Below are 21,390 nucleotides of genomic sequence, written 5' to 3'. Positions count from 1 at the left end.
AAGAGGGTTTTCTAACCAAGTCATCAGATGACCTGATTTATCGGGTTGGAGAGGGGATCAAGATGAAAGTATCACTGTTTATCACGTGTTTGGTTGACATGTTTCAGTCAAATGTCGGAAAAGCGACGGTTGAACTGCTGGAGCGGCTCGGATGTGAAGTGGATTTTCCCGAAGGGCAGATCTGCTGCGGCCAGCCTGCGTACAACAGCGGCTATGTCAAAGATTCCAAAAAAGCGATGAGACGGATGATTGAGACGTTTGAATCAGCTGAATACGTCGTCAGCCCTTCAGGATCGTGCGCTTTTATGTTCAAAGAGTACCCGCACCTTTTCCGGGATGAGCCGGCCTGGGCGGAAAAAGCGCAGCGGCTGGCTGACAAAACGTATGAGCTGACCGATTTTATCGTCAATGTATTGAAGGTTGAAGATGTCGGGGCGACACTCGAGAAAAAAGCGACTTATCATACGTCATGCCATATGACAAGGCTTTTGGGCGTCACGGACGCGCCGATGAAGCTGCTTCGGCATGTGAAGGGACTGGAGTTCACGCCGCTGCCGCGCAAGCATGACTGCTGCGGATTCGGGGGGACTTTTTCGGTGAAGATGTCGCAAATATCCGAACAGATGGTCGATGAGAAAGTGGCGTGTGTCGAAGAAACAGCCGCAGATGTGTTAATCGGGGCGGACTGTGGCTGCTTGATGAATATCGGCGGGCGGATCGGGAGAAAGAACAAGCCGATTGAAGTCATGCATATCGCAGAAGTGCTGAACAGCAGATAAACAGACATCCGGTCATTTCACAGATAGAGGGGGACATTCGTTATGGCAATGAAGATCGGAACGCAGAAATTTAAAGAGCGCGTGTCAGACGGGCTCGATAACGAGTTTATGAGGGGGGCTGTTTCAAGTGCGCAGGAGCGCTTGAGAGCGCGCCGTCTTGAGGCGGCAAAAGAGCTCGGGAACTGGGAAGAATGGCGGTCTCTGGCCGAAGAAATCAGGCAGCACGTGCTGGAAAACCTGGACTACTACCTTGAACAGCTCGCCGAAAATGTCGCCAAAAAAGGCGGGCACGTATTCTTTGCACAGACGGCTGAAGAAGCGACAGGCTACATCCGCGACGTCGTAAAAAAGAAAAACGGAAAAAAAATCGTTAAATCAAAATCAATGGTGACCGAAGAAATCAACATGAACGAGGCACTTGAAAGCGACGGCTGCGAAGTGGTCGAAACCGATTTGGGTGAATACATCCTTCAAATCGATGATCACGATCCGCCGTCTCATATCGTCGCACCTGCTTTGCATAAAAACAAAGAGCAAATCCGCGACGTCTTCAAAGAGCGGATCGGCTACCGCAACACCGAAAAGCCGGAAGAGCTTGTCATGCACGCGCGCGCCGTGCTCAGAAAGAAATTTCTCGAGGCTGATATCGGCATTACGGGCTGCAATTTTGCGATTGCCGATACGGGATCTGTCAGCCTTGTCACAAACGAGGGAAACGGGCGTCTCGTCACGACCATTCCGAAGACGCAGATTACCGTGATGGGGATGGAGCGGATCGTCCCCTCATTCGACGAGTTTGAGGTTCTCGTCGGCATGCTCACGAGAAGTGCGGTCGGACAGCGGCTGACGAGCTATATCACGGCGCTGACAGGGCCGCGGCTGCCCGGTGAAGTGGACGGACCCGAAGAATTTCATCTCGTCATCGTTGACAATGGGCGTTCGAACATTCTCGGAACGGAGTTTCAATCCGTCCTTCAATGCATCCGCTGTGCGGCCTGCATCAATGTCTGCCCCGTTTACCGTCATGTCGGCGGGCATTCTTACGGTTCGATCTATTCAGGTCCGATCGGGGCCGTATTGTCGCCGCTGCTCGGCGGATATGACGATTATAAAGAACTGCCGTACGCCTCTTCGTTATGTGCGGCTTGCTCTGAAGCATGTCCGGTGAAAATCCCGCTTCATGAGCTGCTTCTAAAGCACAGGCAGCGCATCGTTGAAAAAGAAGGGCGCGCGCCGATATCCGAAAAGCTGGCGATGAAAGCGTTCGGCTTGGGAACTTCTGCGCCATCCCTTTATAAAATGGGCTCCAAATGGGCGCCGGCAGCCATGAAGCCGTTTAAAGAAGACGGCAAAATAACGAAGGGACCGGGTCCTTTAAAACAGTGGACCCAGATTCGCGACTTCCCCGCACCGAACAAGTCAAGGTTCCGCGACTGGTTTGAAGACAGACGGAAAGAGAAGGGGGAAGACAGATGAAAAACGGAACAATCCAAAACAAAGACGGCTTTTTAAACCGGATTGCGGAAAGGCTCGGCCGCAACAGGCGCTCGGCAGGCGTCACCGTTCCCGATTATACCTACCAGCCGCAGCACCGGGTATATCAAGGCTATACACAGGATGAGCTTGTCGGCGTCTTAAAAGACCACTGCCGGAAAATTCATACGGAGCTGATTGAAACAGATGTCATCGGCTTGCATGATGCCTTGTATGAACAGGCATCGCGATTTGGAGGCGGGCCTGTCATCATTCCGAAAGATGACCGTTTTAAAGAGTACGGACTGTCAGGCCTGTTAACAGACAAGTGGCCGAATGAGGGGACAAAAGTGTGGGAATGGAATGCAGAGGCCGGAGATGAAAATATCCAGCGGGCCGAACAGGCTAACATCGGCGTGACATTCAGTGAGATCACGCTTGCTGAATCCGGAACGGTCGTCCTCTTCAGTTCAAAAGACAAAGGGCGTTCCGTCAGCTTGCTGCCGACGACATATATCGCGATCGTGCCGAAAAGCACCATCGTCCCACGGATGACACAGGCAAGCGCAATCATCAAACAAAAGGTTGCAGACGGCGACGTCATCCCGTCCTGCATCAACTATGTCACTGGACCGAGCAATTCAGCCGACATCGAAATGGACCTTGTAGTCGGCGTCCACGGCCCGGTAAAAGCGGCATATATTGTCGTGGCGGACCGGTAACTAAACGATAACAAAAAGATTAGCCTCATGAGCTAATCTTTTTTATTTTGCGATATGACAATTCTGGTGCATACTGTTTTAACGCATCGCTCCACTTTTTTTGCCGGTCATAAAATAGCTGTAGCTCGTTATATTGAAATGCCATTTTTATCGGATTGCCGGCTCTGCATATCCCATTTCTGTTGCTGGTTCCAGCCGCTTGCATCTCATTTATCATTCTCGGAAACACCCTGAAAGAAAGAGTCTATTAAAAATTTAAGGTAATGTTAAGGATAAGATTATTTCCCGATAATGTTCACTCACTATAATGGAGAATAGTGAAGGAGTGACTCGTATGCGGGCAGTGTGTCTGAACGAATTTATCAGTCTTTTTAAAAGCGTCAAGTCGATTATTGTCATTATTATTATGTTTTGGGTGAGCTATAAGACTGCGGGATTGATTGAACAGGCGCCTGCGGACTTCGTGCGCGAATTGGATTTAGGTAGTGATGCAAACGCAATCGGAACGGCCGTTATCGTCTTTGCTCTCGGTTTCCTGTTTATCTCGGGGCTTTCCCATGACATGATCAACCGCGAAGTCCATACCCGGACGGTCAGATTTCTCGTGACGAAAACGTCGCGGATCAAGATCATTCTGGGAAAGTTTTTTGGCGTCTGGCTGTTTTGGTTTTTCTGCATGCTCGTTTCGTACACCTTGGTGATGATCGCTTCAAAAGAATTTTTATGGATGAGTTATGCAGACAGCGTGGCTTTTCTTACAGCTGCAATCTCTTTGAACCTTTTATTTTCGATTGTGATTTCAAGGCCCGCCATGTCCATGTTTTTCGGAATCGTGTTTGCCCTCGTTTTTCCCGCGGTCAGTTTATGGGCTGTTTATTCAGAGAACGGCATGATCACCTGGTTTAAATATTTAACGCCGTACTATTACTCCGTACTGGGCGGTTCTTTTATTTTCATCAACTTTGTCTACGCCGCCATCGTTCTGTGCGGTGCGATCGTTTTGTTTAAAAGGAGAGATTTATAATGAATGTGGTGATCGAGGCAAAAGGGCTGATGAAAAGCTACGGCGCTAAAACCGTCGTCAACCATGTCGACCTTCAAGTTGAAAAAGGAGAGATTTACGGATTCCTCGGCCGCAACGGTGCGGGGAAATCTACGTTCATGAATATGATCACAGGCATTATTCAGCCGACAGCCGGCAGTTTTCTGCTGTTAAATGAAGGTTCGATTGAAAACGTCAAGCATCGCATCGGCGTTTTACCCGATTATTTGACCCTCTATGATTCAATGACAGCGGTCGGGCATTTGAAGTATTTTGCAAAGCTGAACGGACAAGCCGTATCGACTGAGCGGTGCGAAGAAGTCTTAGAGAGAGTAGGGTTCACTGAGCATACTGAAAAAAAAGCGGGCGCGTATTCATTCGGTATGAAAAAAAAGCTCGGCATCGCCCAGGCGATCATCCATGATCCCGAACTCATCTTTTTGGATGAACCGACATCAGGTGTTGATGCCGAATCGGCCCTGCACATTCAAAAGCTGATCATAGATTTGCAAAAAGAAGGTAAGACGGTATTTATGACGTCGCACAACCTGCATGAAATCGAGAAAATCTGTACCCGAATCGCGATTATGAAAAACGGCCGCATTTTAATGGAAGGCACGCTCGATGAATTAAGAAGGCATTTCATGTCGAACATAAGCGTTCACATCCGCCATTCGAATATTCCCGAGCAGCATTTCGGCCTGATCGACAGTTTTCTTGAGTCAGCTGGTGAAAACGTTCAATTTAAGCATCATGAGATTTCGATTAACGTCAATTCGGAAGAAAAAATTCCCGCCATTGTCAGAGTATTAACGAACTGCAAGGTGGGAATCTACAGAATCCACGTCGATGAACCGTCGCTTGAAGACATCTTTATGGACAGCTCAGAGGAACGCGTTGTTTCTTGACACCATGGCAAAATATTATTTCAGAAAGACTTTGATTGGCATGAGTTTGGGATTGTTTCCGGCATCATGCCTTTAATCTTGCTGACGCGAATGGCGTCGGTGGATAGATCCATTTATGAAAACAAAAAAACGCCTTTGAATAAAGGCGTTTTTCATAAGAGGCGCTCGGTTTCTAGTATTTCCACAAAATCGACATGTCGCCGGTCGTTTCTTCATCAATGACATTTCCGTCTTGGTCCATCTTGACGAAATACCTGCCTCCGTTTGTTACGTTTTTGTACTCGGTTTCCGATGTACCGTCATCGTTTTGTGTGAATTCAAATTGAACATCAGCGATAAGAGTGTTGCTGTTGAGGTCGACATAGTAGGAATGGAAGCTGACATGGCTCCAGTCATCTTTTTCGGCAGGAATGTCTGATATGACGCCGATTTTTTCAGCAGGATCATTGGCAATCACACCGTAATCCTTCTGCAAATTGCCGGTTTCGATATCAGCGTCGTTTAAAATCTCTTTCATCTGGCTAAATTCAGCATCTGTAGGTGTTGTATACCTGTCTTCAGGAATGTCTTTCGCAAAGCTTACGGACGATGAACCAAAGACGAGCGTCAATACGGACAAGATCATCATAAACGAAAGTTTTTTCATGTTCTCTTCCTCCTTTAGCTGATGTTATGATTCGGTTCACACTCTATCATCGTTAAAATATTTTGTAAAGTTTGAATAGTATTTCAATTTAACTATTTTTTTCGGGGGATATCCGCCGATTTTTACATTTTTCCTCTTTTGGAGAATGCTCCATCATCATGAAAGTTGTGCATATATTCCCTTGCATTATCCAATAGAAAAGGCAATTTCCCTTGAAAAATGAGAAAAATTTTAATTTTTATTTTTTGGCATTGGATTTGATGTTGACAAAGTCAAGATCGGCACGTATATTATATGAATATATTTCAGGCAGAAGAAAACACAAGGAACGGGAGCAGTAAAAGATCGACATTGGCAAAGAGAGCTGCGGGTAGGTGCGACGCAGACCAATGAACCTTTGAACTCGCCCGGGAGTGGACTGGCTAAAGGATGGACATCAATTCCTGAGGACATTACGATTAACCTTCGTTAACAGGTTTGCACAGCATGGCTGTGCTTCGGAAAGCTGGATTCTTGGCATAGAATCAAAAAGAGTGGTACCGCGGTAAGCTTCAAAGCTCATCGTCTCTTTATCTTCAAATCGAAGAGGGAGACGGTGAGCTTTTTTTATTTTAATAGAGGAAGTGAACATAGATGGAGAAAGACATGCAGAAGCTCGAGCGCACGATGACATCGCGGCACATTATGATGATGGCATTGGGAGGAGCAATTGGAGCAGGGTTATTTAAAGGAAGCAGCAAAGCGATCGATTTGGCGGGCCCTTCGGTCATGATCGCTTACTTGATCGGCGGCGTAATTTTGCTGTTTATTATGCAAGGGCTCGCTGAGATGGCTGTCCGAAACAGTGAAGCCAGAACATTCAGGGACCTGGTTCAATCAATATTAGGGCCGTATGCCGCTTATTTTTTAGACTGGATATACTGGAAAATGTGGGTTCTCAATATTGCGGCAGAGGCTGTTGTCGCCGCGATATTTTTGCAGTATTGGCTGCCGGGGCTGCCGATCTGGGTGCTGGCGCTGTTCGTTTCACTCGTCATTACGAGCGTGAATTTACTTTCTGTCAAAAGCTTTGCCGAGACGGAATACTGGCTTGCTCTACTTAAAATCACAGTGATTGTCGTCTTTATTATATCCGGATTTATCTTGTTATTTTTCTCTTTTGGACAACATTCAGCTGTTGGTTTTACTCATTTGACAGACCATGGCGGCTTCTTCCCGAATGGCGCCGGAGGGCTGATTACAGCCATGCTTGTTGTGATCTATTCCTACGGCGGAACCGAAATTATCGGGGTGACCCTGGCGGAAACTAAAAATCCTGAGAAGGTCGTGCCTAAAGCCGTGCGTGGAACGTTAACGCGCATTATTGCTTTTTATCTTCTGCCGTTTTTCGTGATCGTCAGCTTGATTCCATGGAATCAAGTCAACGGAGTGTCGGAGAGTCCTTTTGTCATGGTCTTTAAGATGATCGGCATTCCCGGAGCGGATCATTTGATGAATGCGGTCATTTTACTGGCGGTCATTTCTTCTATGAACTCAGGGCTTTACGGCGCCTCCCGAATTTTGTATACACAGGCGTCAGACGGAAGAATGCCGAAAATCTTTTCGAGGCTTTCCGTGAGAAAGGTGCCGGTTTATTCGATTCTTTTATGTACTTCTTTCTTGTACTTGGGCGTATTATTTTCACTGTTTGCCGGCAGCCAAACGTTTGAATATTTGATGGGGTCTCTCGGCTATACCGTCCTTGTGATCTGGATGCTGATTGCAGCCGCCCATTTGAAATCGAGGAAACGGAATCAAACAGCGGGGAACGGCTACTATGTTAAATGGTTCCCTTATACGACTTGGGTGGCAATCATTTCGCTGACAGCGATACTGATCGGTGTCATCCTGACCACGTCGATTGTCATTACATTGGTGACGGCGGGGATCTATTTGCTCATTAGCGCTGTTTATTTCTTTAAAGGAAGGAACCAGACAGCCAGCTAAACGGCCGCTTCTTAAAAAAAGGCTTGCCTCCGCAGGGAGGCAAGCTCAGCGTGTCGACAAACCCTCGCATTCGTTGTCAGGCCTGCGCGTCGGTGCTCACGAATTCCAACATTCGCTCCGCTCCGATGCTCAGCCTTCCTAGACTGCAAGGGTTTTCAATCACGCTGAAGGGATGATAAAATCCCAAAACAAAAAGCCGTTTTGGGATTTTGTCAACAATCTGGGCTTGCCTCCGCAGGGAGGCAAGCTTTTTATACATTAGTTCGATTTTTTTCGAACTAATTTCTTTCATTCACCGGAACGATTATGTTATCGTCTAATTACATGACCACTACACTTCAGGAAGAAGGAAAGACAATGTCAGAACAGCATTTCAAAAATACGAAGTATTCCGTATTAAATCTGTCTCCTATCGTACAAGGCGGAAATGCGGGACAATCTTTTAAACAATCTATGGATTTGGCGCAGCATGCCGAAAAATGGGGATACCACAGGTTCTGGCTGGCTGAGCACCATAATATCGAAGGCGTGGCAAGCTCGGCCACCTCTGTTTTGATCGGCTATATCGCCGGGGGCACTAAGAAGATGCGCATCGGTTCGGGAGGGATTATGCTGCCGAACCATTCTCCGCTCGTCATCGCCGAACAGTTCGGAACGCTTGAATCCCTTTATCCCGGCAGAATCGACTTAGGACTGGGGCGCGCTCCGGGGACGGATCAATTAACCGCCCGCGCATTAAGAAGAAACATAAGCAGCGGGGAGGATTTTCCCGAGCAGCTTGAAGAACTCCGGCAGTATTTTAAGCCGTCCGGCAATGTAAGGAATCACGTGCGCGCCATACCGGGTGAAGGGCTTGATGTGCCGATTTGGCTTCTCGGTTCAAGCGGATTCAGCGCCAGGCTTGCCGGGGAACTCGGTTTGCCGTTTGCATTTGCGGCTCATTTTTCGCCGGCCAATACGCTGCCTGCCTTGGAGCTTTACCGGAGTTCGTTTAAGCCCGGCGTCTTGAAGGAGCCTTATGCGATGGTCGGGGTTACCGTGGTCGCAGCCGATACGGACGCGAAAGCGCAGCGCCTTGCCACGTCGCACTATCAGAAGTTTTTGGACCTTGTCCGCGGCGCCCCGACACAGCTAAAGCCGCCTGTAGATGACATGGATCAGATTTGGACGCCGCGTGAAAAAGCGATGGTGAATGAGCAGCTCAGCTCAACGATCATCGGCGGGCCGGACAGTGTGAAAGAAAAGCTCGAAGAATTCATTCGGACGACTCAGGCGGACGAGATCATGATCAATTCAGAAACATTTGACCATGCTGACAGACTTCGCTCGTTCGAAATCATTGCAGATGTATGGAAAAACGGATAAACGCAAAAAAGCAACGGAACGGAAAAACCGCCCGTTGCTTTTTTTATTGGTGAATACTTATTTTAGCAATATATTTATTTTTGAAACTACACACAATATAATCCAAAAAAATGCCTGGAAGAAATCGAACAGTTTTGAACGAAATAAAAGCGCTTTAAAATCAAAGGCCTTTTTTGAAAAGGGCTTTTTTTTCATTGAGGCACGTTTTTATGAAATATGTATAATATAGAAATCAGCAGGGACAATAATTCAAACAGAAGTGTGAACATTCGCGCGAATGTTGTCGATGAATTGATTCTTAACAGTTGAATAAACAATTTAACCCTGTTACAATAATGAATGTAAGCAGGAGCAATTTTTTTTGGCTGAGGTGGGACGTTTTCAGTCACTGCGGGACATTATTTGTCCAGGACGAGATGAAAGGAACGTTTTGTCATGAATCAACTAATACAGGCTCAAAAAAAATTATTGCCGGATCTTCTCGATGTCATGCAGAAAAGGTATAAAATTTTGCAGTACATAAGGCTGACTGAACCGATCGGCAGAAGAAGCCTTGCCGCCAGCCTCGGCATCAGCGAGCGGATTTTAAGGGCGGAGGTTCAGTTTTTAAAAGAACAAAATCTACTAGAGATTAAAACAACCGGCATGATATTGACACTTGAAGGATCCAACCTGCTGAAAGTTCTCGAAGATACGATGAAGGACGTTTTAGGTTTAACCCATTTGGAAAATACATTAAAAGAGAGGTTGAACCTCGACGAAGTCATCATTGTATCGGGAGACAGCGACCAGTCCCCATGGGTCAAAAAAGAGATGGGGAGAGCGGCCGTCGCATGCATGAAAAACAGGTTTACGGGGGAAAATATCGTCGCCGTAACCGGAGGTACGACACTTGAGGCCGTGGCAGAAATGATGACGCCTGACTCGAAAAACCGCAAGCTGCTTTTTGTTCCGGCAAGAGGCGGGCTCGGCGAAAATGTCAGGAATCAGGCCAATACGATTTGCGCCCATATGGCCGAGAAAGCTTCCGGTACATACAGACTGTTATTTGTGCCGGGTCAGCTGAGCAAAGAAGCATATTCTTCTATCATTGAGGAACCTTCTATTAAAGAAGTGCTCCAGACGATTCAATCGTCCAGTATGGTGATCCATGGAATCGGGGATGCTAAAACAATGGCAGAACGAAGAAATACACCAAAGGAAGATTTGAAGAAAATAGAAGAAAATGAGGCCGTTGCAGAAGCGTTCGGCTACTATTTCGACCGCCACGGGGAAGTCATTCACAAAGTGCACAGCGTAGGCATTCAGCTCGAAGATCTCGATTCGATCCCGAACATCATTGCGGTGGCGGGAGGCTCGTCAAAAGCGGACGCCATAGAGGCGTACTTCAAAAAGCCGCGCAACACGGTTTTGATCACTGATGAAGGAGCCGCGAAACAGTTATTAAGGGAAGCTTCTTCCCTCAATATAAATTAAATATCTCTTATTTACTTAAAGGAGGAAATCATCATGGCAGTAAAAGTCGGTATTAATGGTTTTGGTCGTATTGGACGCAATGTATTCCGCGCAGCATTAAATAATCCTGAAGTTGAGGTTGTGGCAGTTAACGATTTGACAGACGCTAACATGCTTGCTCACCTATTACAATATGATTCAGTACACGGAAAATTGGACGCAGAGGTTTCTGTTGACGGAAACAACCTTGTTGTTAACGGTCAAACAATCCAAGTTACAGCAGAGCGCGATCCTTCTAAACTAAGCTGGGGAGAGCAAGGTGTTGAAATCGTTGTTGAATCAACTGGTTTCTTCACAAAACGCGCAGATGCGGCGAAACATTTAGAAGCCGGTGCGAAAAAAGTTATCATCTCAGCTCCTGCGAGTGAAGAAGATATTACAATCGTTATGGGTGTTAACGAAGATAAATACGATGCGGCTAACCACCATGTTATCTCTAACGCATCTTGCACAACAAACTGCCTTGCGCCGTTTGCAAAAGTTCTTAACGACAAATTCGGCATCAAACGCGGTATGATGACAACTGTTCACTCATACACAAACGATCAGCAAATTCTGGATCTTCCGCACAAAGACTATCGTCGTGCGCGTGCGGCAGCTGAAAGCATCATTCCTACAACAACTGGTGCAGCGAAAGCCGTTTCTCTTGTACTTCCTGAACTGAAAGGAAAACTGAACGGCGGAGCAATGCGTGTTCCAACACCAAACGTATCACTTGTTGACCTGGTTGCTGAACTTGACAAAGAAGTAACAGCAGAAGAAGTAAACGCAGCGTTTAAAGAAGCAGCAGAAGGCGAACTTCAAGGCGTTCTTGGCTACAGCGAAGAGCCGCTTGTATCTAAAGACTACAACGGCAATGCAAACTCTTCTACAATCGATGCTCTTTCTACAATGGTTATGGAAGGCAGCATGGTTAAAGTTATTTCTTGGTATGACAACGAAAGCGGATATTCTCACCGTGTTGTTGACCTTGCCGCTTACATCGCAAAACAAGGTCTTTAATCCGGAAACCAGAATCAGACTTGGTTCTTGATGAGAGAAGCGCTATAATGAAAGCGGACAAGGGAAGGGGACACACACTCCCTTTCCCTTTTTCCATATCGGCGCCTTTTAAGCCGCCCCGGGGATTTCCGTTTTCAGGCTTGTAAAACATTAAAAGGAGGATCTCCTAAAAGCCATGAACAAAAAATCAGTAAAAGACATTGATGTAAAAGGCCGCGTTGTTTTCTGCCGTGTTGACTTTAACGTTCCGATGAAGGACGGAAAAGTGACGGATGATACGAGAATCCGCGCCGCACTTCCGACGATTCAATACTTAACAGAGCAGGGAGCGAAAGTTCTTCTTGCAAGCCATTTGGGCCGTCCGAAAGGCCAGGTTTCAGAAGAGCTTCGCTTAACGCCGGTAGCCGCACGCCTCGGCGAACTAATCGGCAAAGAAGTGAAAAAAGCGGATGAAGCTTACGGCGACGCCGTCAAAGCGCAAATTTCCGAAATGAAAGACGGAGATATTCTCGTATTGGAAAATGTCCGCTTCTATCCGGGAGAAGAAAAGAATGATCCTGAGCTGTCTAAAGCGTTTGCCGCCCTGGCTGACGTTTATGTCAATGACGCATTCGGAGCGGCTCACCGCGCCCATGCTTCAACAGCAGGTATCGCTGAACATCTTCCGGCTGTTGCAGGCTTCCTCATGGAAAAAGAGCTTGAAGTGCTGGGCAAAGCACTGTCCAACCCTGAGCGTCCGTTTACAGCGATCATCGGCGGCGCAAAAGTAAAAGACAAAATCGGCGTGATTGAAAGTCTTCTTGAGAAAGTAGACAACCTGATCATCGGCGGCGGTCTTGCTTACACGTTCGTCAAAGCGCTGGGCCATGAAGTAGGAAAATCCCTGCTTGAAGAAGATAAAATTGAATTGGCTAAATCTTTCATGGACCGCGCCAAAGAAAAAGGCGTGAACTTCTACATGCCTACTGACGTGCTTGTTGCTGACGATTTCTCAAACGACGCCAACACGAAAATCGTGCCGGTCAGCGAAATCCCTAGCGACTGGGAAGCGCTTGACATCGGCGAAGAAACAAGAAAAACATATGCTGACGTCATCAAAAACAGCAAGCTTGTCGTTTGGAACGGACCGATGGGTGTATTCGAAATCGACGCGTTCGCTAAAGGAACAAGAGCTGTCGCTGAAGCTTTAGCAGAGGCAAAAGATACATACTCTGTCATCGGCGGCGGAGACTCTGCAGCTGCTGTAGAAAAGTTCGGCCTGGCTGACAAAATGAGCCACATTTCAACAGGCGGCGGAGCTTCCCTTGAGTTTATGGAAGGAAAAGAACTTCCTGGCGTCAAAGCATTGAACGACAAGTAAGCAAAATATACAGCATAAGGAGTGGAGCACATGAGAAAACCAATTATAGCCGGTAACTGGAAGATGAATAAAGTGCTTTCAGAAGCTGTCAGCTTCGTTGAAGAAGTGAAATCTTCCATTCCCGCAGCAGATAAAGCAGAAGCTGTTGTCTGTGCGCCTGCACTGTTCCTTGAAAAGCTTACATCAGCTGTAAAAGGCACAGATCTGAAAGTCGGCGCGCAAAACATGCACTTTGAAGAAAGCGGTGCTTTCACGGGTGAAATCAGCCCTGCGGCTTTGAAAGACCTTGGAGTTGAATACTGCGTCATCGGCCACTCCGAGCGCCGCGAAATGTTTGCTGAAACGGATGAAACGGTCAACAAAAAAGCGCATGCTGCATTCAAATACGGCATCGTGCCGATCATCTGCGTAGGTGAAACGCTTGAAGAGCGCGAAGCAAACAAAACAAACGAGCTTGTTGCAGACCAAGTGAAAAAAGCACTTGCAGGCTTAACAACTGAACAGGTAGCTGCTTCCGTGATCGCTTATGAGCCGATCTGGGCGATTGGAACCGGCAAGTCTTCAACTGCACAAGATGCAAACGAAGTATGCGCGCACATCCGCAAAACCGTTGCATCAGAATTCGGACAAACTGCAGCAGACAGCGTCCGCATTCAGTACGGCGGAAGCGTAAAACCTGCGAACATTAAAGAATATATGGCCGAATCCGATATCGACGGCGCTCTTGTTGGCGGAGCAAGCCTAGAGCCGCAGTCTTTCGTGCAATTACTGGAGGCAGGTCAATATGAGTAACAAGTTAGCCGCGCTCATCATTTTAGATGGGTTTGGACTAAGGGACGAAACCGTCGGAAACGCCGTAGCCCAAGCGAAAAAACCGAACTTTGACCGCTATTGGAACAAGTATCCGCACCAGACGCTGACAGCTTCAGGAGAAGCGGTAGGTCTTCCAGACGGCCAGATGGGCAACTCGGAAGTCGGCCATCTGAATATCGGCGCAGGCCGGATCGTTTACCAAAGTCTGACGCGCGTGAACGTTGCGATCCGCGAGGGAGAATTCGAACAGAACGAAACATTCCTTGCCGCGATGAAGCACGCCAAAGAAAAAGGCACAAACCTCCACTTGTTCGGACTGCTGTCTGACGGCGGAGTTCACAGCCACATTCACCATTTGTACGCACTCTTGAAGCTTGCGAAAAAAGAAGGCGTTGAAAACGTCTATATTCACGGCTTCCTTGACGGCCGCGATGTAGGCCCGCAAACAGCCGAGAAGTACATCAAAGAGCTTCAGGAGCAAATCGAAGAAATCGGCGTCGGCGAGATCGCAACATTGTCAGGCCGCTACTATTCAATGGACCGAGACAAGCGCTGGGACCGCGTCGAAAAAGCGTACCGTGCCATGGCATACGGAGAAGGACCGAAATATCAAAATCCGCTCGATGTCGTGAAAGATTCTTATGAAAACGGAATTTACGATGAATTCGTCATTCCGTCAGTCATCACGAAAGAAAACGGCGAGCCTGTTGCGACAATCAAGGACAACGATGCGGTCATTTTCTACAACTTCAGACCTGACCGGGCGATCCAGATTTCCAACACGTTCACCAATGACGACTTCCGCGACTTCGACCGCGGAGACAAGCATCCGAAAAACCTTCATTTCGTTTGCTTGACACATTTCAGTGAAACGGTTGACGGATATGTGGCATTCAAACCGGTCAATCTCGACAACACTGTCGGCGAAGTTTTATCCCAAAACGGGCTGAAGCAGCTTCGCATCGCTGAAACTGAAAAGTATCCGCACGTTACATTCTTTATGAGCGGCGGACGCGAAGAGAAATTCCCGGGCGAAGAGCGAATCTTAATCGACTCGCCTAAAGTTGCAACATATGACTTGAAACCTGAAATGAGCGCATATGAAGTAAAAGATGCGCTTGTCAAAGAAATTGAGGCTGAAAATCATAACGCGATCATCCTCAACTTTGCCAACCCTGACATGGTCGGACATTCAGGAAAAGTCGAGCCGACGGTCAAAGCAATCGAAGCGGTTGACGAGTGCCTCGGCGAAGTCGTTGATGCGATTCTTGCAAAAGGCGGCCACGCGATTATTACGGCCGACCACGGTAACGCAGACGTGCTGATTACCGAAGAAGGCAAGCCGCACACCGCACATACGACAAACCCGGTTCCTGTCATCGTCACAAAAGAAGGCGTGACATTAAGAGAAGGCGGAATCCTCGGGGATCTGGCGCCAACTCTTTTAGACTTGCTGGATGTTGAAAAACCGAAAGAAATGACAGGATCGTCATTAATTCAAAAATAAGCATTGAAGGAGAGAAACAAACATGCCATACATTGTTGATGTTTATGCACGTGAAGTATTAGACTCCCGCGGTAACCCGACGGTTGAAGTTGAAGTATACACTGAATCAGGAGCTTTTGGACGCGCGCTTGTTCCAAGCGGAGCATCCACTGGTGAATACGAAGCTGTTGAGCTTCGCGACGGCGACAAAGACCGCTACCTTGGAAAAGGCGTTTTAACAGCCGTTAATAACGTGAACGAAATCATCGCACCTGAGCTTATCGGCTTTGATGTGACAGAGCAAGTATCAATCGACAAATTGCTGATCGAACTTGACGGAACTGAAAATAAAGGCAAGCTCGGCGCCAACGCCATCCTTGGTGTATCAATGGCCGTTGCCCGCGCAGCTGCAGATTTCTTGCAAATTCCTCTATACCAATACCTTGGAGGATTCAACTCTAAAACGCTTCCTGTACCGATGATGAACATCGTAAACGGCGGAGAGCATGCGGACAACAACGTTGACATTCAAGAATTCATGATCATGCCTGTCGGTGCGGAAAACTTCCGCGAAGCACTTCGCATGGGAGCACAAATTTTCCACAGCCTGAAATCAGTCTTGAAAGAAAAAGGCTTGAACACAGCTGTAGGTGATGAAGGCGGATTCGCTCCAAACCTTGGTTCTAACGAAGAAGCGCTTCAAACAATCGTTGAAGCGATCGAAAAAGCAGGATTCAAACCTGGCGAAGAAGTGAAATTGGCAATGGATGCTGCATCTTCTGAGTTCTACAACAAAGAAGACGGCAAATACCATCTTTCTGGCGAAGGCGTTGTAAAAACGTCAGCTGAAATGGTTGACTGGTACGAAGAGTTGACTTCTAAGTACCCAATCATCTCAATCGAAGACGGCCTTGACGAAAACGACTGGGAAGGCCACAAACTTCTGACTGAGCGTCTTGGCTCAAAAGTTCAGCTTGTCGGTGACGACCTTTTCGTAACAAACACGAAAAAGCTTGCTGAAGGAATCAAAAACGGTGTCGGCAACTCTATCCTGATCAAAGTAAACCAAATCGGTACATTGACTGAAACGTTCGATGCGATCGAAATGGCGAAACGCGCAGGCTACACTGCCGTTATCTCTCACCGCTCAGGTGAAACTGAGGACAGCACAATCGCTGACATCGCTGTGGCAACAAACGCAGGACAAATCAAAACAGGTGCTCCGTCTCGTACGGACCGTGTTGCGAAATACAACCAGCTTCTTCGCATCGAAGATCAATTGGCTGAAACTGCGCAATACCACGGTATTCAATCTTTCTACAACTTGAATAAGTAAGCATAAAAAAAGCTTGGCTGCAGATGCGGCCAAGCTTTTTTACTTGAAGTTCCATAAAAACCCTGACAAGAGCTGTCGGGGTTTTTGAGTATAATAGGCTGTATCAATTACGATTGGAGTGTTATTGGATGCAGTCGAAAACAGTTTATCTTTATGCATTTCATACAATGTCAGATTGGGAATATGGATATTTAATGGCTGAACTGAACTCGGGGAGATATTTCAAAAAAGATGCAGCACCTTTAAAAGTCATGACAGCAGGAGTGAATAAAGAAATGGTGACTACGATGGGAGGGCTGCGCATAAAACCGGATATCTCCCTTGATGAGTGGACGCTTGAGAGTACGGATCTATTAATTCTACCGGGAGGGAATACTTGGGGCGAAGAGATTCATCAGCCGATCTTGAAAATGGCCGGCGAAGCTTTAAAGCTTGGCGCGATGGTTGCCGCAATTTGCGGTGCAACAGTGGGACTGGCGAATAGCGGATACTTGGATTCAAGAAAGCATACAAGCAATGACTTGGCATATATGAAAAAGGTCTGTCCTCATTATAAAGGAGAACCATTTTATGAGATGGGACCCGCGGCATCTGATGGGAATCTTGTTACTGCATCAGGAGCGGCTCCTCTCGAATTCGCGAGGGAAGTACTGAAAAAATTAGACGTGTTTTCATCGGATACATTGGATTCATGGTATCAACTCAATAAGACCCACCAACGTGAATACTTCTTCAAGCTAATGAATTCAATCAATAAATGAGCTGAAAGACCAAGAATTTAGTCGATGTCGAAGCAAGGTTTTTCGGCGGAAAAGCTAAATTTCATGAGTGAAAAAGGTTTTTTCCTTAATTTTATGTTCTCCTTGATATGGTATAATCTACCTCGTATAAAAAGCTTTGCTCACTCAAGGGAAGTCTTGCTCATCCCCTTCTGAAAGGGGGTGATAAAAATGACAGCATATGAAACAATCTCTTTAATGATTGCTTTTGGCATGCTGATTGCCATGTTGTCAGAGAACAAAGAAAAATAGACCGCCCCTTGAGCCTGGAAAGTGATAGGGAGTGGTCTATTTTAGATCAATCTGAGCAAGCCCCTTCGAAGGGCCGGCTTTTTGTACAAGCCGAAGTGTTGGAGCACTTCGGTCTTTTTTTAGTATATGCATCATGCTTCCTTGGATATCTATATCATAAAGAATTTTCATTAATTTGTAAATGGCGATAGCAAATTGTTGTTTTAATGAATCGGCAAATTATTTTCTATCCCAGGAATAAAGCATATACAGAAGCACAAGCACCATTTTATCTAGCACTGTTTACAGCCTTGGGCTCCAACAACCCTTCAGCCTAAGAAAAAACCCACCGTCATCACAGATTTTTCACAGGCTTCAGAAACCAGGCGGGAAGAAAACCGCTGATGCCAATGATCAAAAAACCAATGATCGACAACAGCGCAATCGAGATGGGGGAGAGCGCTTGCTGAAGGCTGTAAGCCGTACAGGAAAGCAGCACGCCCAATCCTAAAGCAATGAGGAAGACTTTTTGATTCGTGAAAAACAACGTTTCAGATCTGTTGAATTTGATATAAATTAAAGGAAGACCTGTATAGCCTCCGACAATAAACGTAAAAAGCACCGCTCCCGCTAATTGAAAAACGGCTGAATCGCCGGCACCAAATATTTCGCCAAAAGAAATCGACCAATTGCTCAGCATGACAAGTCCGAAAAGGTAAAAACCACTCAATAAAAACTTAGTCAAATCACCCCTCCTTACTATGGTAAAAAATCATATTCATACAAAATTATGTTAACCCAATGAATTCAAAGTGTCTAGAAGGGTGATCACCCCGGTTTGCGGAATTGTAAAGTGGCTGCCGAGCGCGGTTCTCTTTATCCGGATGCAACTGAAACAGGCTTTTTCAATGGATAATCCCACCTGAAACAGAGCAAAAAACGGTCTTTAGCACAATCCAAAGCAGATTTATAGGAATTTCATATTGACTTTGGGTTAATTCATTATATAATCTAATTGATAATGAAAATCATTTGAGAAAAGGGGATCAAACATATCATGAAACGTTTTAAATGGTTTGCACTGTTCGCTGCGCTTATCCTTTTATTAGCTGCCTGCGGAAATCAAGATAAAGATCAATCTGCGGAGAAGAACGACAGCAAAGATTCCTATACTGTAAAGCACGCAATGGGAACAGCGACAATTGACGGCACACCGAAAAAAGTCGTCGTACTCACGAATGAAGCGACAGAAGCAGCGCTGGCACTTGGCGTTAAACCTGTCGGCGCCGTTCAATCCTGGCTGGGAGATCCATGGTATGACCATATTAAAGATAAAATGAAAGGCGTAGAGAACGTCGGAACGGAGGCTGCGCCGAATATTGAAAAAATCGTGAGCCTGAAGCCTGACCTAATCATCGGCAACAAAATCCGTCAAGAAGAAGTATACGACAAGCTAAAAGCAATCGCGCCGACTGTATTTGCCGAGACATTGTCAGGGGAATGGAAAAACAACTTTAAGCTTACAGCCGAAGCGCTCAATAAAAAAGCTGAAGGCGAAAAAGTCATCGCTGACTTTGACAAGCGCGTTGAAGACATTCATGAAAAACTCGGCGATAAAGTGAAGCAAAAAGTCTCTCTCGTCCGCTTTACAGATGCTGATACCCGCATCTATCACAAGGGATCATTTGCCGGAACGATATTAGATCAACTCGGTTTTGCAAGGCCTAAAGGCCAGGAAGCCAACGATCTCGGACAAATGGAAGTGACAAAGGAACAAATTCCTGATATGGACGGGGATGTGCTTTTTTATTACACGTATGAGACAGGCGATGACAAAGCAAGCGCCATTGAGAAAGACTATGTCAACGATCCGCTCTTTAAAAACTTAAGCGTCTCCAAAAAAGGAAACGTCCATAAAGTGAGCGATGCCGTCTGGAATACAGCCGGGGGCGTCCTTGCAGCGAATCTGATGCTTGATGATATTGAAAAATACTTTTTAAAATAATCAAAAAAGCCAAACGGATCAACGCATTCGTTTGGCTTTTTTTTGATGCTGCCTTAATATTAAATCCCTTCTTGTGATAAATATAGTATAAAATGACTAAGAGTGTTTTTATTTGATAGGAGGAAAGTCATGAATTTTTGCAAGGAATGTGGAAGGGAACGAACAAAAAATGCGCTGTATTGCAAGCACTGCGGCGCGCGGACGGACGAGGAACGAGCTTCCGGCCCGACGGCAAGGTATCAGCGTGCGATGACGCGAAAAAGAATCATCACCATGGCGGCAATCGCGGCCTGCTTGATTTTATTGTTTGCCGGCTATAAAACCGGTGAAGCACTTACTTCAAAGGAGAAACTGATTTCTGAGTTTGAAGCTGCTCTCGATCAGGAAGATGCCAAGAAGGCAGCAAAACTGCTGCAATCATCAGACGTTGATCTGACGGTCACGGAGAAAAATGTCAAGCCGCTCATTGATTACTTAAAGGAACACCCGGATGAAGAAAAAGAATTGATCACATCTTTAAAGAACGGTACCGGCCATCCATTGATGACGATCGAAAAAAAGGGCAGGCGTTTTTGGATCTATGACCGCTATGTCCTGAACACGGCGCCTGTCTATTTAACGGTTAAGACAAACTATAAAGATACCGGCCTGTTTGTTAACGGCGAAAAGGTCATAACGACAGAAAAAGAAAACTTCGAAAAAAAAATCGGTCCGTTTGTTCCTGGTATATACGAGGTGAAGGCAAAGCTGAAAAACGGAATCGCAGACCTTGAAAAAGCGGAAAAGGTCGTTGCCCTCCAAGGCGATGTGAAGGTGAATGCGGACCTTGACGGGCACATGGCAAAGCTCGTCTTTGGAGAAGGCTATGAAAACTTGAAAGGAACGCTCTGGATCAATGATCAGGAGATGAAGATCAACCCATTCAAAGGAACTGAATTCGGCCCCGTGCTGACTGACGGTTCAATGTCTGCTGCGGTTGAGGCGCAATTTCCGTGGGGGAAGCTGAAAAGCGAAAAAACGCCGATTGAAAGCGGGGAAATTGAAGTCAATCTTGCATCAGACAAAGGATTTATGGATGACATGATGACCACGGTCGTTAGTCATACAAAGGAAGCAGCAAAAGCCTTTGCAAGCGGCAATGTCAGCGGCATGACACTGGCCGCGCCATCTTATCAAACCCGCCTGAAAGAGGTGACGGACGGGCTGAAAAGCAGCAGCACCTACTATAAAGGCACCTACTTATCTACCGTATTTGATCTTGATTCGTTCCGGTTATACAAAGAGGACGGGCAATGGAAAACAGAGGTCAAAGGGATTGAAAAGCACAAATCGGCCTATTATGACGACTACAGTGGGCCTGAACTGGAAGAAAACGATAACGGCTATACGTACATATTGGTCTATTCCGAAGGCAAGAAAAAGTGGTTTGTCGAAAAAAGTGATCCTGAAGCCGTTATCGATATCGAGCATCAAAAAGAAATCAAAAATGACAATCCGAAGGAATACACATCGGCATGGGCCTCGGCAAAAGGGGCTGTGAACAATGCATCAGCAGGCGAAGAGCTTACTGACCAAAAGGTTGCTTCCGCCATTGAATCGTATTTATACGGTCTTCAAGACGCCATCAATTCAAACAATTTCGGCCTTGTCCGTGACAGCTTGAAAGAAGGAAGTCCGCTGTACAATGATCAAAAGAAGCTTGTCGCTAAACTGTACAACAGCGGGACAGAGGAGGAAGTTGTCCAATTCAACGTGAAGAGCTGGAAGCAAAACGGACGGGAGGCAACGATTCAGACAACGGAAAAAATCAATATCATTAAAGGCGGAAAAGAACAGGTAAAAACGTATCATTGGACATATCATGCCGCCATCGAGGACGGCAGATTGCTCTTGACGTCAATAGAATAAAAAAAAGCCTTTTTCCTTTGAGGAAAAAGGCTTT

Annotated in this window: 18 protein-coding genes and 1 other annotated feature; of the genes, 16 read left to right on the top strand and 2 right to left on the bottom strand. The window is 46.4% G+C overall.

Annotated features, from left to right (window positions below):
• Positions 1–62: 62 nt before the first annotated feature.
• The 5 genes from MKX80_RS18850 to MKX80_RS18830 all read left to right on the top strand — a co-directional run bounded on the left by MKX80_RS18850 (position 63) and on the right by MKX80_RS18830 (position 4,924).
• Positions 63–779, top strand: coding sequence for a (Fe-S)-binding protein (locus tag MKX80_RS18850; protein ID WP_020453014.1), 717 nt, complete (start codon positions 63–65; stop codon positions 777–779).
• 42 nt (positions 780–821) lie between these two features.
• Positions 822–2,255, top strand: coding sequence for a LutB/LldF family L-lactate oxidation iron-sulfur protein (locus tag MKX80_RS18845; RefSeq protein WP_182070029.1), 1,434 nt, complete (start codon positions 822–824; stop codon positions 2,253–2,255).
• The gene (locus MKX80_RS18840; protein ID WP_182070030.1) at positions 2,252–2,974 is read left to right on the top strand and encodes a lactate utilization protein C; all 723 of its coding nucleotides are present in this window, start codon (positions 2,252–2,254) and stop codon (positions 2,972–2,974) included. The genes MKX80_RS18845 and MKX80_RS18840 overlap by 4 nt, the downstream gene beginning before the upstream one ends.
• A gap of 334 nt (positions 2,975–3,308) precedes the next feature.
• Positions 3,309–3,998, top strand: a complete 690-nt coding sequence (locus tag MKX80_RS18835; protein ID WP_154997015.1) for an ABC transporter permease subunit — start codon at positions 3,309–3,311, stop codon at positions 3,996–3,998.
• On the top strand, positions 3,998–4,924 hold the full coding sequence (locus tag MKX80_RS18830) for an ABC transporter ATP-binding protein (protein WP_154997013.1): 927 nt from the start codon (positions 3,998–4,000) through the stop codon (positions 4,922–4,924). Before MKX80_RS18835 ends, MKX80_RS18830 begins: the two co-directional genes overlap by 1 nt.
• Positions 4,925–5,096: 172 nt before the next feature.
• Here the strand turns inward: MKX80_RS18830 and MKX80_RS18825 are convergent, their stop codons facing one another.
• Entirely contained in the window at positions 5,097–5,570 is a 474-nt protein-coding gene (locus MKX80_RS18825; RefSeq protein ID WP_154997011.1) for a hypothetical protein, read from the bottom strand.
• Between the two features lie 315 nt (positions 5,571–5,885).
• Positions 5,886–6,142: a binding site (T-box leader), on the top strand.
• A gap of 61 nt (positions 6,143–6,203) precedes the next feature.
• Here MKX80_RS18825 and MKX80_RS18820 point away from each other — a divergent pair.
• The 9 genes from MKX80_RS18820 to MKX80_RS18780 all read left to right on the top strand — a co-directional run bounded on the left by MKX80_RS18820 (position 6,204) and on the right by MKX80_RS18780 (position 17,194).
• Positions 6,204–7,556 carry an amino acid permease gene (locus MKX80_RS18820; RefSeq protein ID WP_234112306.1) on the top strand — a complete coding sequence of 451 codons (1,353 nt, stop codon included), beginning with the start codon at positions 6,204–6,206 and terminating at the stop codon, positions 7,554–7,556.
• A 357-nt stretch (positions 7,557–7,913) separates the two neighbouring features.
• Positions 7,914–8,921, top strand: coding sequence for an LLM class flavin-dependent oxidoreductase (locus tag MKX80_RS18815; protein ID WP_234112305.1), 1,008 nt, complete (start codon positions 7,914–7,916; stop codon positions 8,919–8,921).
• Between the two features lie 435 nt (positions 8,922–9,356).
• Positions 9,357–10,397: a sugar-binding transcriptional regulator gene (locus tag MKX80_RS18810; RefSeq protein WP_043925534.1), complete on the top strand. Its 1,041-nt coding sequence runs from the start codon at positions 9,357–9,359 to the stop codon at positions 10,395–10,397.
• 33 nt (positions 10,398–10,430) lie between these two features.
• Positions 10,431–11,438: a type I glyceraldehyde-3-phosphate dehydrogenase gene (gene gap, locus MKX80_RS18805; RefSeq protein ID WP_154997005.1), complete on the top strand. Its 1,008-nt coding sequence runs from the start codon at positions 10,431–10,433 to the stop codon at positions 11,436–11,438.
• Between the two features lie 175 nt (positions 11,439–11,613).
• Complete coding sequence (locus tag MKX80_RS18800; RefSeq protein ID WP_234112304.1) at positions 11,614–12,798, top strand: phosphoglycerate kinase; 1,185 nt, start codon at positions 11,614–11,616, stop codon at positions 12,796–12,798.
• 30 nt (positions 12,799–12,828) lie between these two features.
• Positions 12,829–13,590, top strand: coding sequence for a triose-phosphate isomerase (gene tpiA / locus MKX80_RS18795; RefSeq protein WP_003185464.1), 762 nt, complete (start codon positions 12,829–12,831; stop codon positions 13,588–13,590).
• Positions 13,583–15,118, top strand: coding sequence for a 2,3-bisphosphoglycerate-independent phosphoglycerate mutase (gene gpmI / locus MKX80_RS18790; RefSeq protein WP_154996998.1), 1,536 nt, complete (start codon positions 13,583–13,585; stop codon positions 15,116–15,118). Before tpiA ends, gpmI begins: the two co-directional genes overlap by 8 nt.
• Before the next feature lie 22 nt (positions 15,119–15,140).
• Positions 15,141–16,433 (top strand): phosphopyruvate hydratase, encoded by a 1,293-nt coding sequence (gene eno / locus MKX80_RS18785; protein WP_154996996.1) that lies wholly within the window; start codon positions 15,141–15,143, stop codon positions 16,431–16,433.
• A gap of 128 nt (positions 16,434–16,561) precedes the next feature.
• A complete protein-coding gene (locus tag MKX80_RS18780; protein ID WP_339227380.1) occupies positions 16,562–17,194 on the top strand; it encodes a type 1 glutamine amidotransferase family protein in 633 nt (210 codons plus the stop codon).
• Between the two features lie 604 nt (positions 17,195–17,798).
• On the opposite strand, the gene MKX80_RS18775 is transcribed toward MKX80_RS18780, so the two are convergent.
• On the bottom strand, positions 17,799–18,188 hold the full coding sequence (locus MKX80_RS18775) for a hypothetical protein (RefSeq protein ID WP_154996993.1): 390 nt from the start codon (positions 18,186–18,188) through the stop codon (positions 17,799–17,801).
• Positions 18,189–18,500: 312 nt separating this feature from the next.
• On the opposite strand from MKX80_RS18775, the gene MKX80_RS18770 reads away from it, so the two are divergent.
• Both MKX80_RS18770 and MKX80_RS18765 read left to right on the top strand, forming a co-directional pair.
• On the top strand, positions 18,501–19,448 hold the full coding sequence (locus MKX80_RS18770) for an iron-siderophore ABC transporter substrate-binding protein (RefSeq protein ID WP_339227378.1): 948 nt from the start codon (positions 18,501–18,503) through the stop codon (positions 19,446–19,448).
• Between the two features lie 129 nt (positions 19,449–19,577).
• The gene (locus tag MKX80_RS18765; protein ID WP_268325011.1) at positions 19,578–21,356 is read left to right on the top strand and encodes a zinc ribbon domain-containing protein; all 1,779 of its coding nucleotides are present in this window, start codon (positions 19,578–19,580) and stop codon (positions 21,354–21,356) included.
• Positions 21,357–21,390 lie beyond the last annotated feature (34 nt).

It is taken from the genome of Bacillus sp. FSL K6-0972, assembly GCF_037976035.1.
Classification (GTDB): Bacteria; Bacillota; Bacilli; order Bacillales; family Bacillaceae; genus Bacillus; species Bacillus haynesii.
Note: the sequence above shows the minus strand (reverse complement) of the source record. Positions and strands in the feature narration are given on the sequence as shown.

What these genes read in the sequence shown, in the direction of transcription:
- MKX80_RS18850 (WP_020453014.1), top strand. Translation starts at nt 63, where the DNA reads ATGAAAGTATCACTGTTTATCACGTGTTTGGTTGACATGTTTCAGTCA.
- MKX80_RS18845 (WP_182070029.1), top strand. Translation starts at nt 822, where the DNA reads ATGGCAATGAAGATCGGAACGCAGAAATTTAAAGAGCGCGTGTCAGAC.
- MKX80_RS18840 (WP_182070030.1), top strand. Translation starts at nt 2,252, where the DNA reads ATGAAAAACGGAACAATCCAAAACAAAGACGGCTTTTTAAACCGGATT.
- MKX80_RS18835 (WP_154997015.1), top strand. Translation starts at nt 3,309, where the DNA reads ATGCGGGCAGTGTGTCTGAACGAATTTATCAGTCTTTTTAAAAGCGTC.
- MKX80_RS18830 (WP_154997013.1), top strand. Translation starts at nt 3,998, where the DNA reads ATGAATGTGGTGATCGAGGCAAAAGGGCTGATGAAAAGCTACGGCGCT.
- MKX80_RS18825 (WP_154997011.1), bottom strand. Translation starts at nt 5,570, where the DNA reads ATGAAAAAACTTTCGTTTATGATGATCTTGTCCGTATTGACGCTCGTC.
- MKX80_RS18820 (WP_234112306.1), top strand. Translation starts at nt 6,204, where the DNA reads ATGGAGAAAGACATGCAGAAGCTCGAGCGCACGATGACATCGCGGCAC.
- MKX80_RS18815 (WP_234112305.1), top strand. Translation starts at nt 7,914, where the DNA reads ATGTCAGAACAGCATTTCAAAAATACGAAGTATTCCGTATTAAATCTG.
- MKX80_RS18810 (WP_043925534.1), top strand. Translation starts at nt 9,357, where the DNA reads ATGAATCAACTAATACAGGCTCAAAAAAAATTATTGCCGGATCTTCTC.
- gap (WP_154997005.1), top strand. Translation starts at nt 10,431, where the DNA reads ATGGCAGTAAAAGTCGGTATTAATGGTTTTGGTCGTATTGGACGCAAT.
- MKX80_RS18800 (WP_234112304.1), top strand. Translation starts at nt 11,614, where the DNA reads ATGAACAAAAAATCAGTAAAAGACATTGATGTAAAAGGCCGCGTTGTT.
- tpiA (WP_003185464.1), top strand. Translation starts at nt 12,829, where the DNA reads ATGAGAAAACCAATTATAGCCGGTAACTGGAAGATGAATAAAGTGCTT.
- gpmI (WP_154996998.1), top strand. Translation starts at nt 13,583, where the DNA reads ATGAGTAACAAGTTAGCCGCGCTCATCATTTTAGATGGGTTTGGACTA.
- eno (WP_154996996.1), top strand. Translation starts at nt 15,141, where the DNA reads ATGCCATACATTGTTGATGTTTATGCACGTGAAGTATTAGACTCCCGC.
- MKX80_RS18780 (WP_339227380.1), top strand. Translation starts at nt 16,562, where the DNA reads ATGCAGTCGAAAACAGTTTATCTTTATGCATTTCATACAATGTCAGAT.
- MKX80_RS18770 (WP_339227378.1), top strand. Translation starts at nt 18,501, where the DNA reads ATGAAACGTTTTAAATGGTTTGCACTGTTCGCTGCGCTTATCCTTTTA.
- MKX80_RS18765 (WP_268325011.1), top strand. Translation starts at nt 19,578, where the DNA reads ATGAATTTTTGCAAGGAATGTGGAAGGGAACGAACAAAAAATGCGCTG.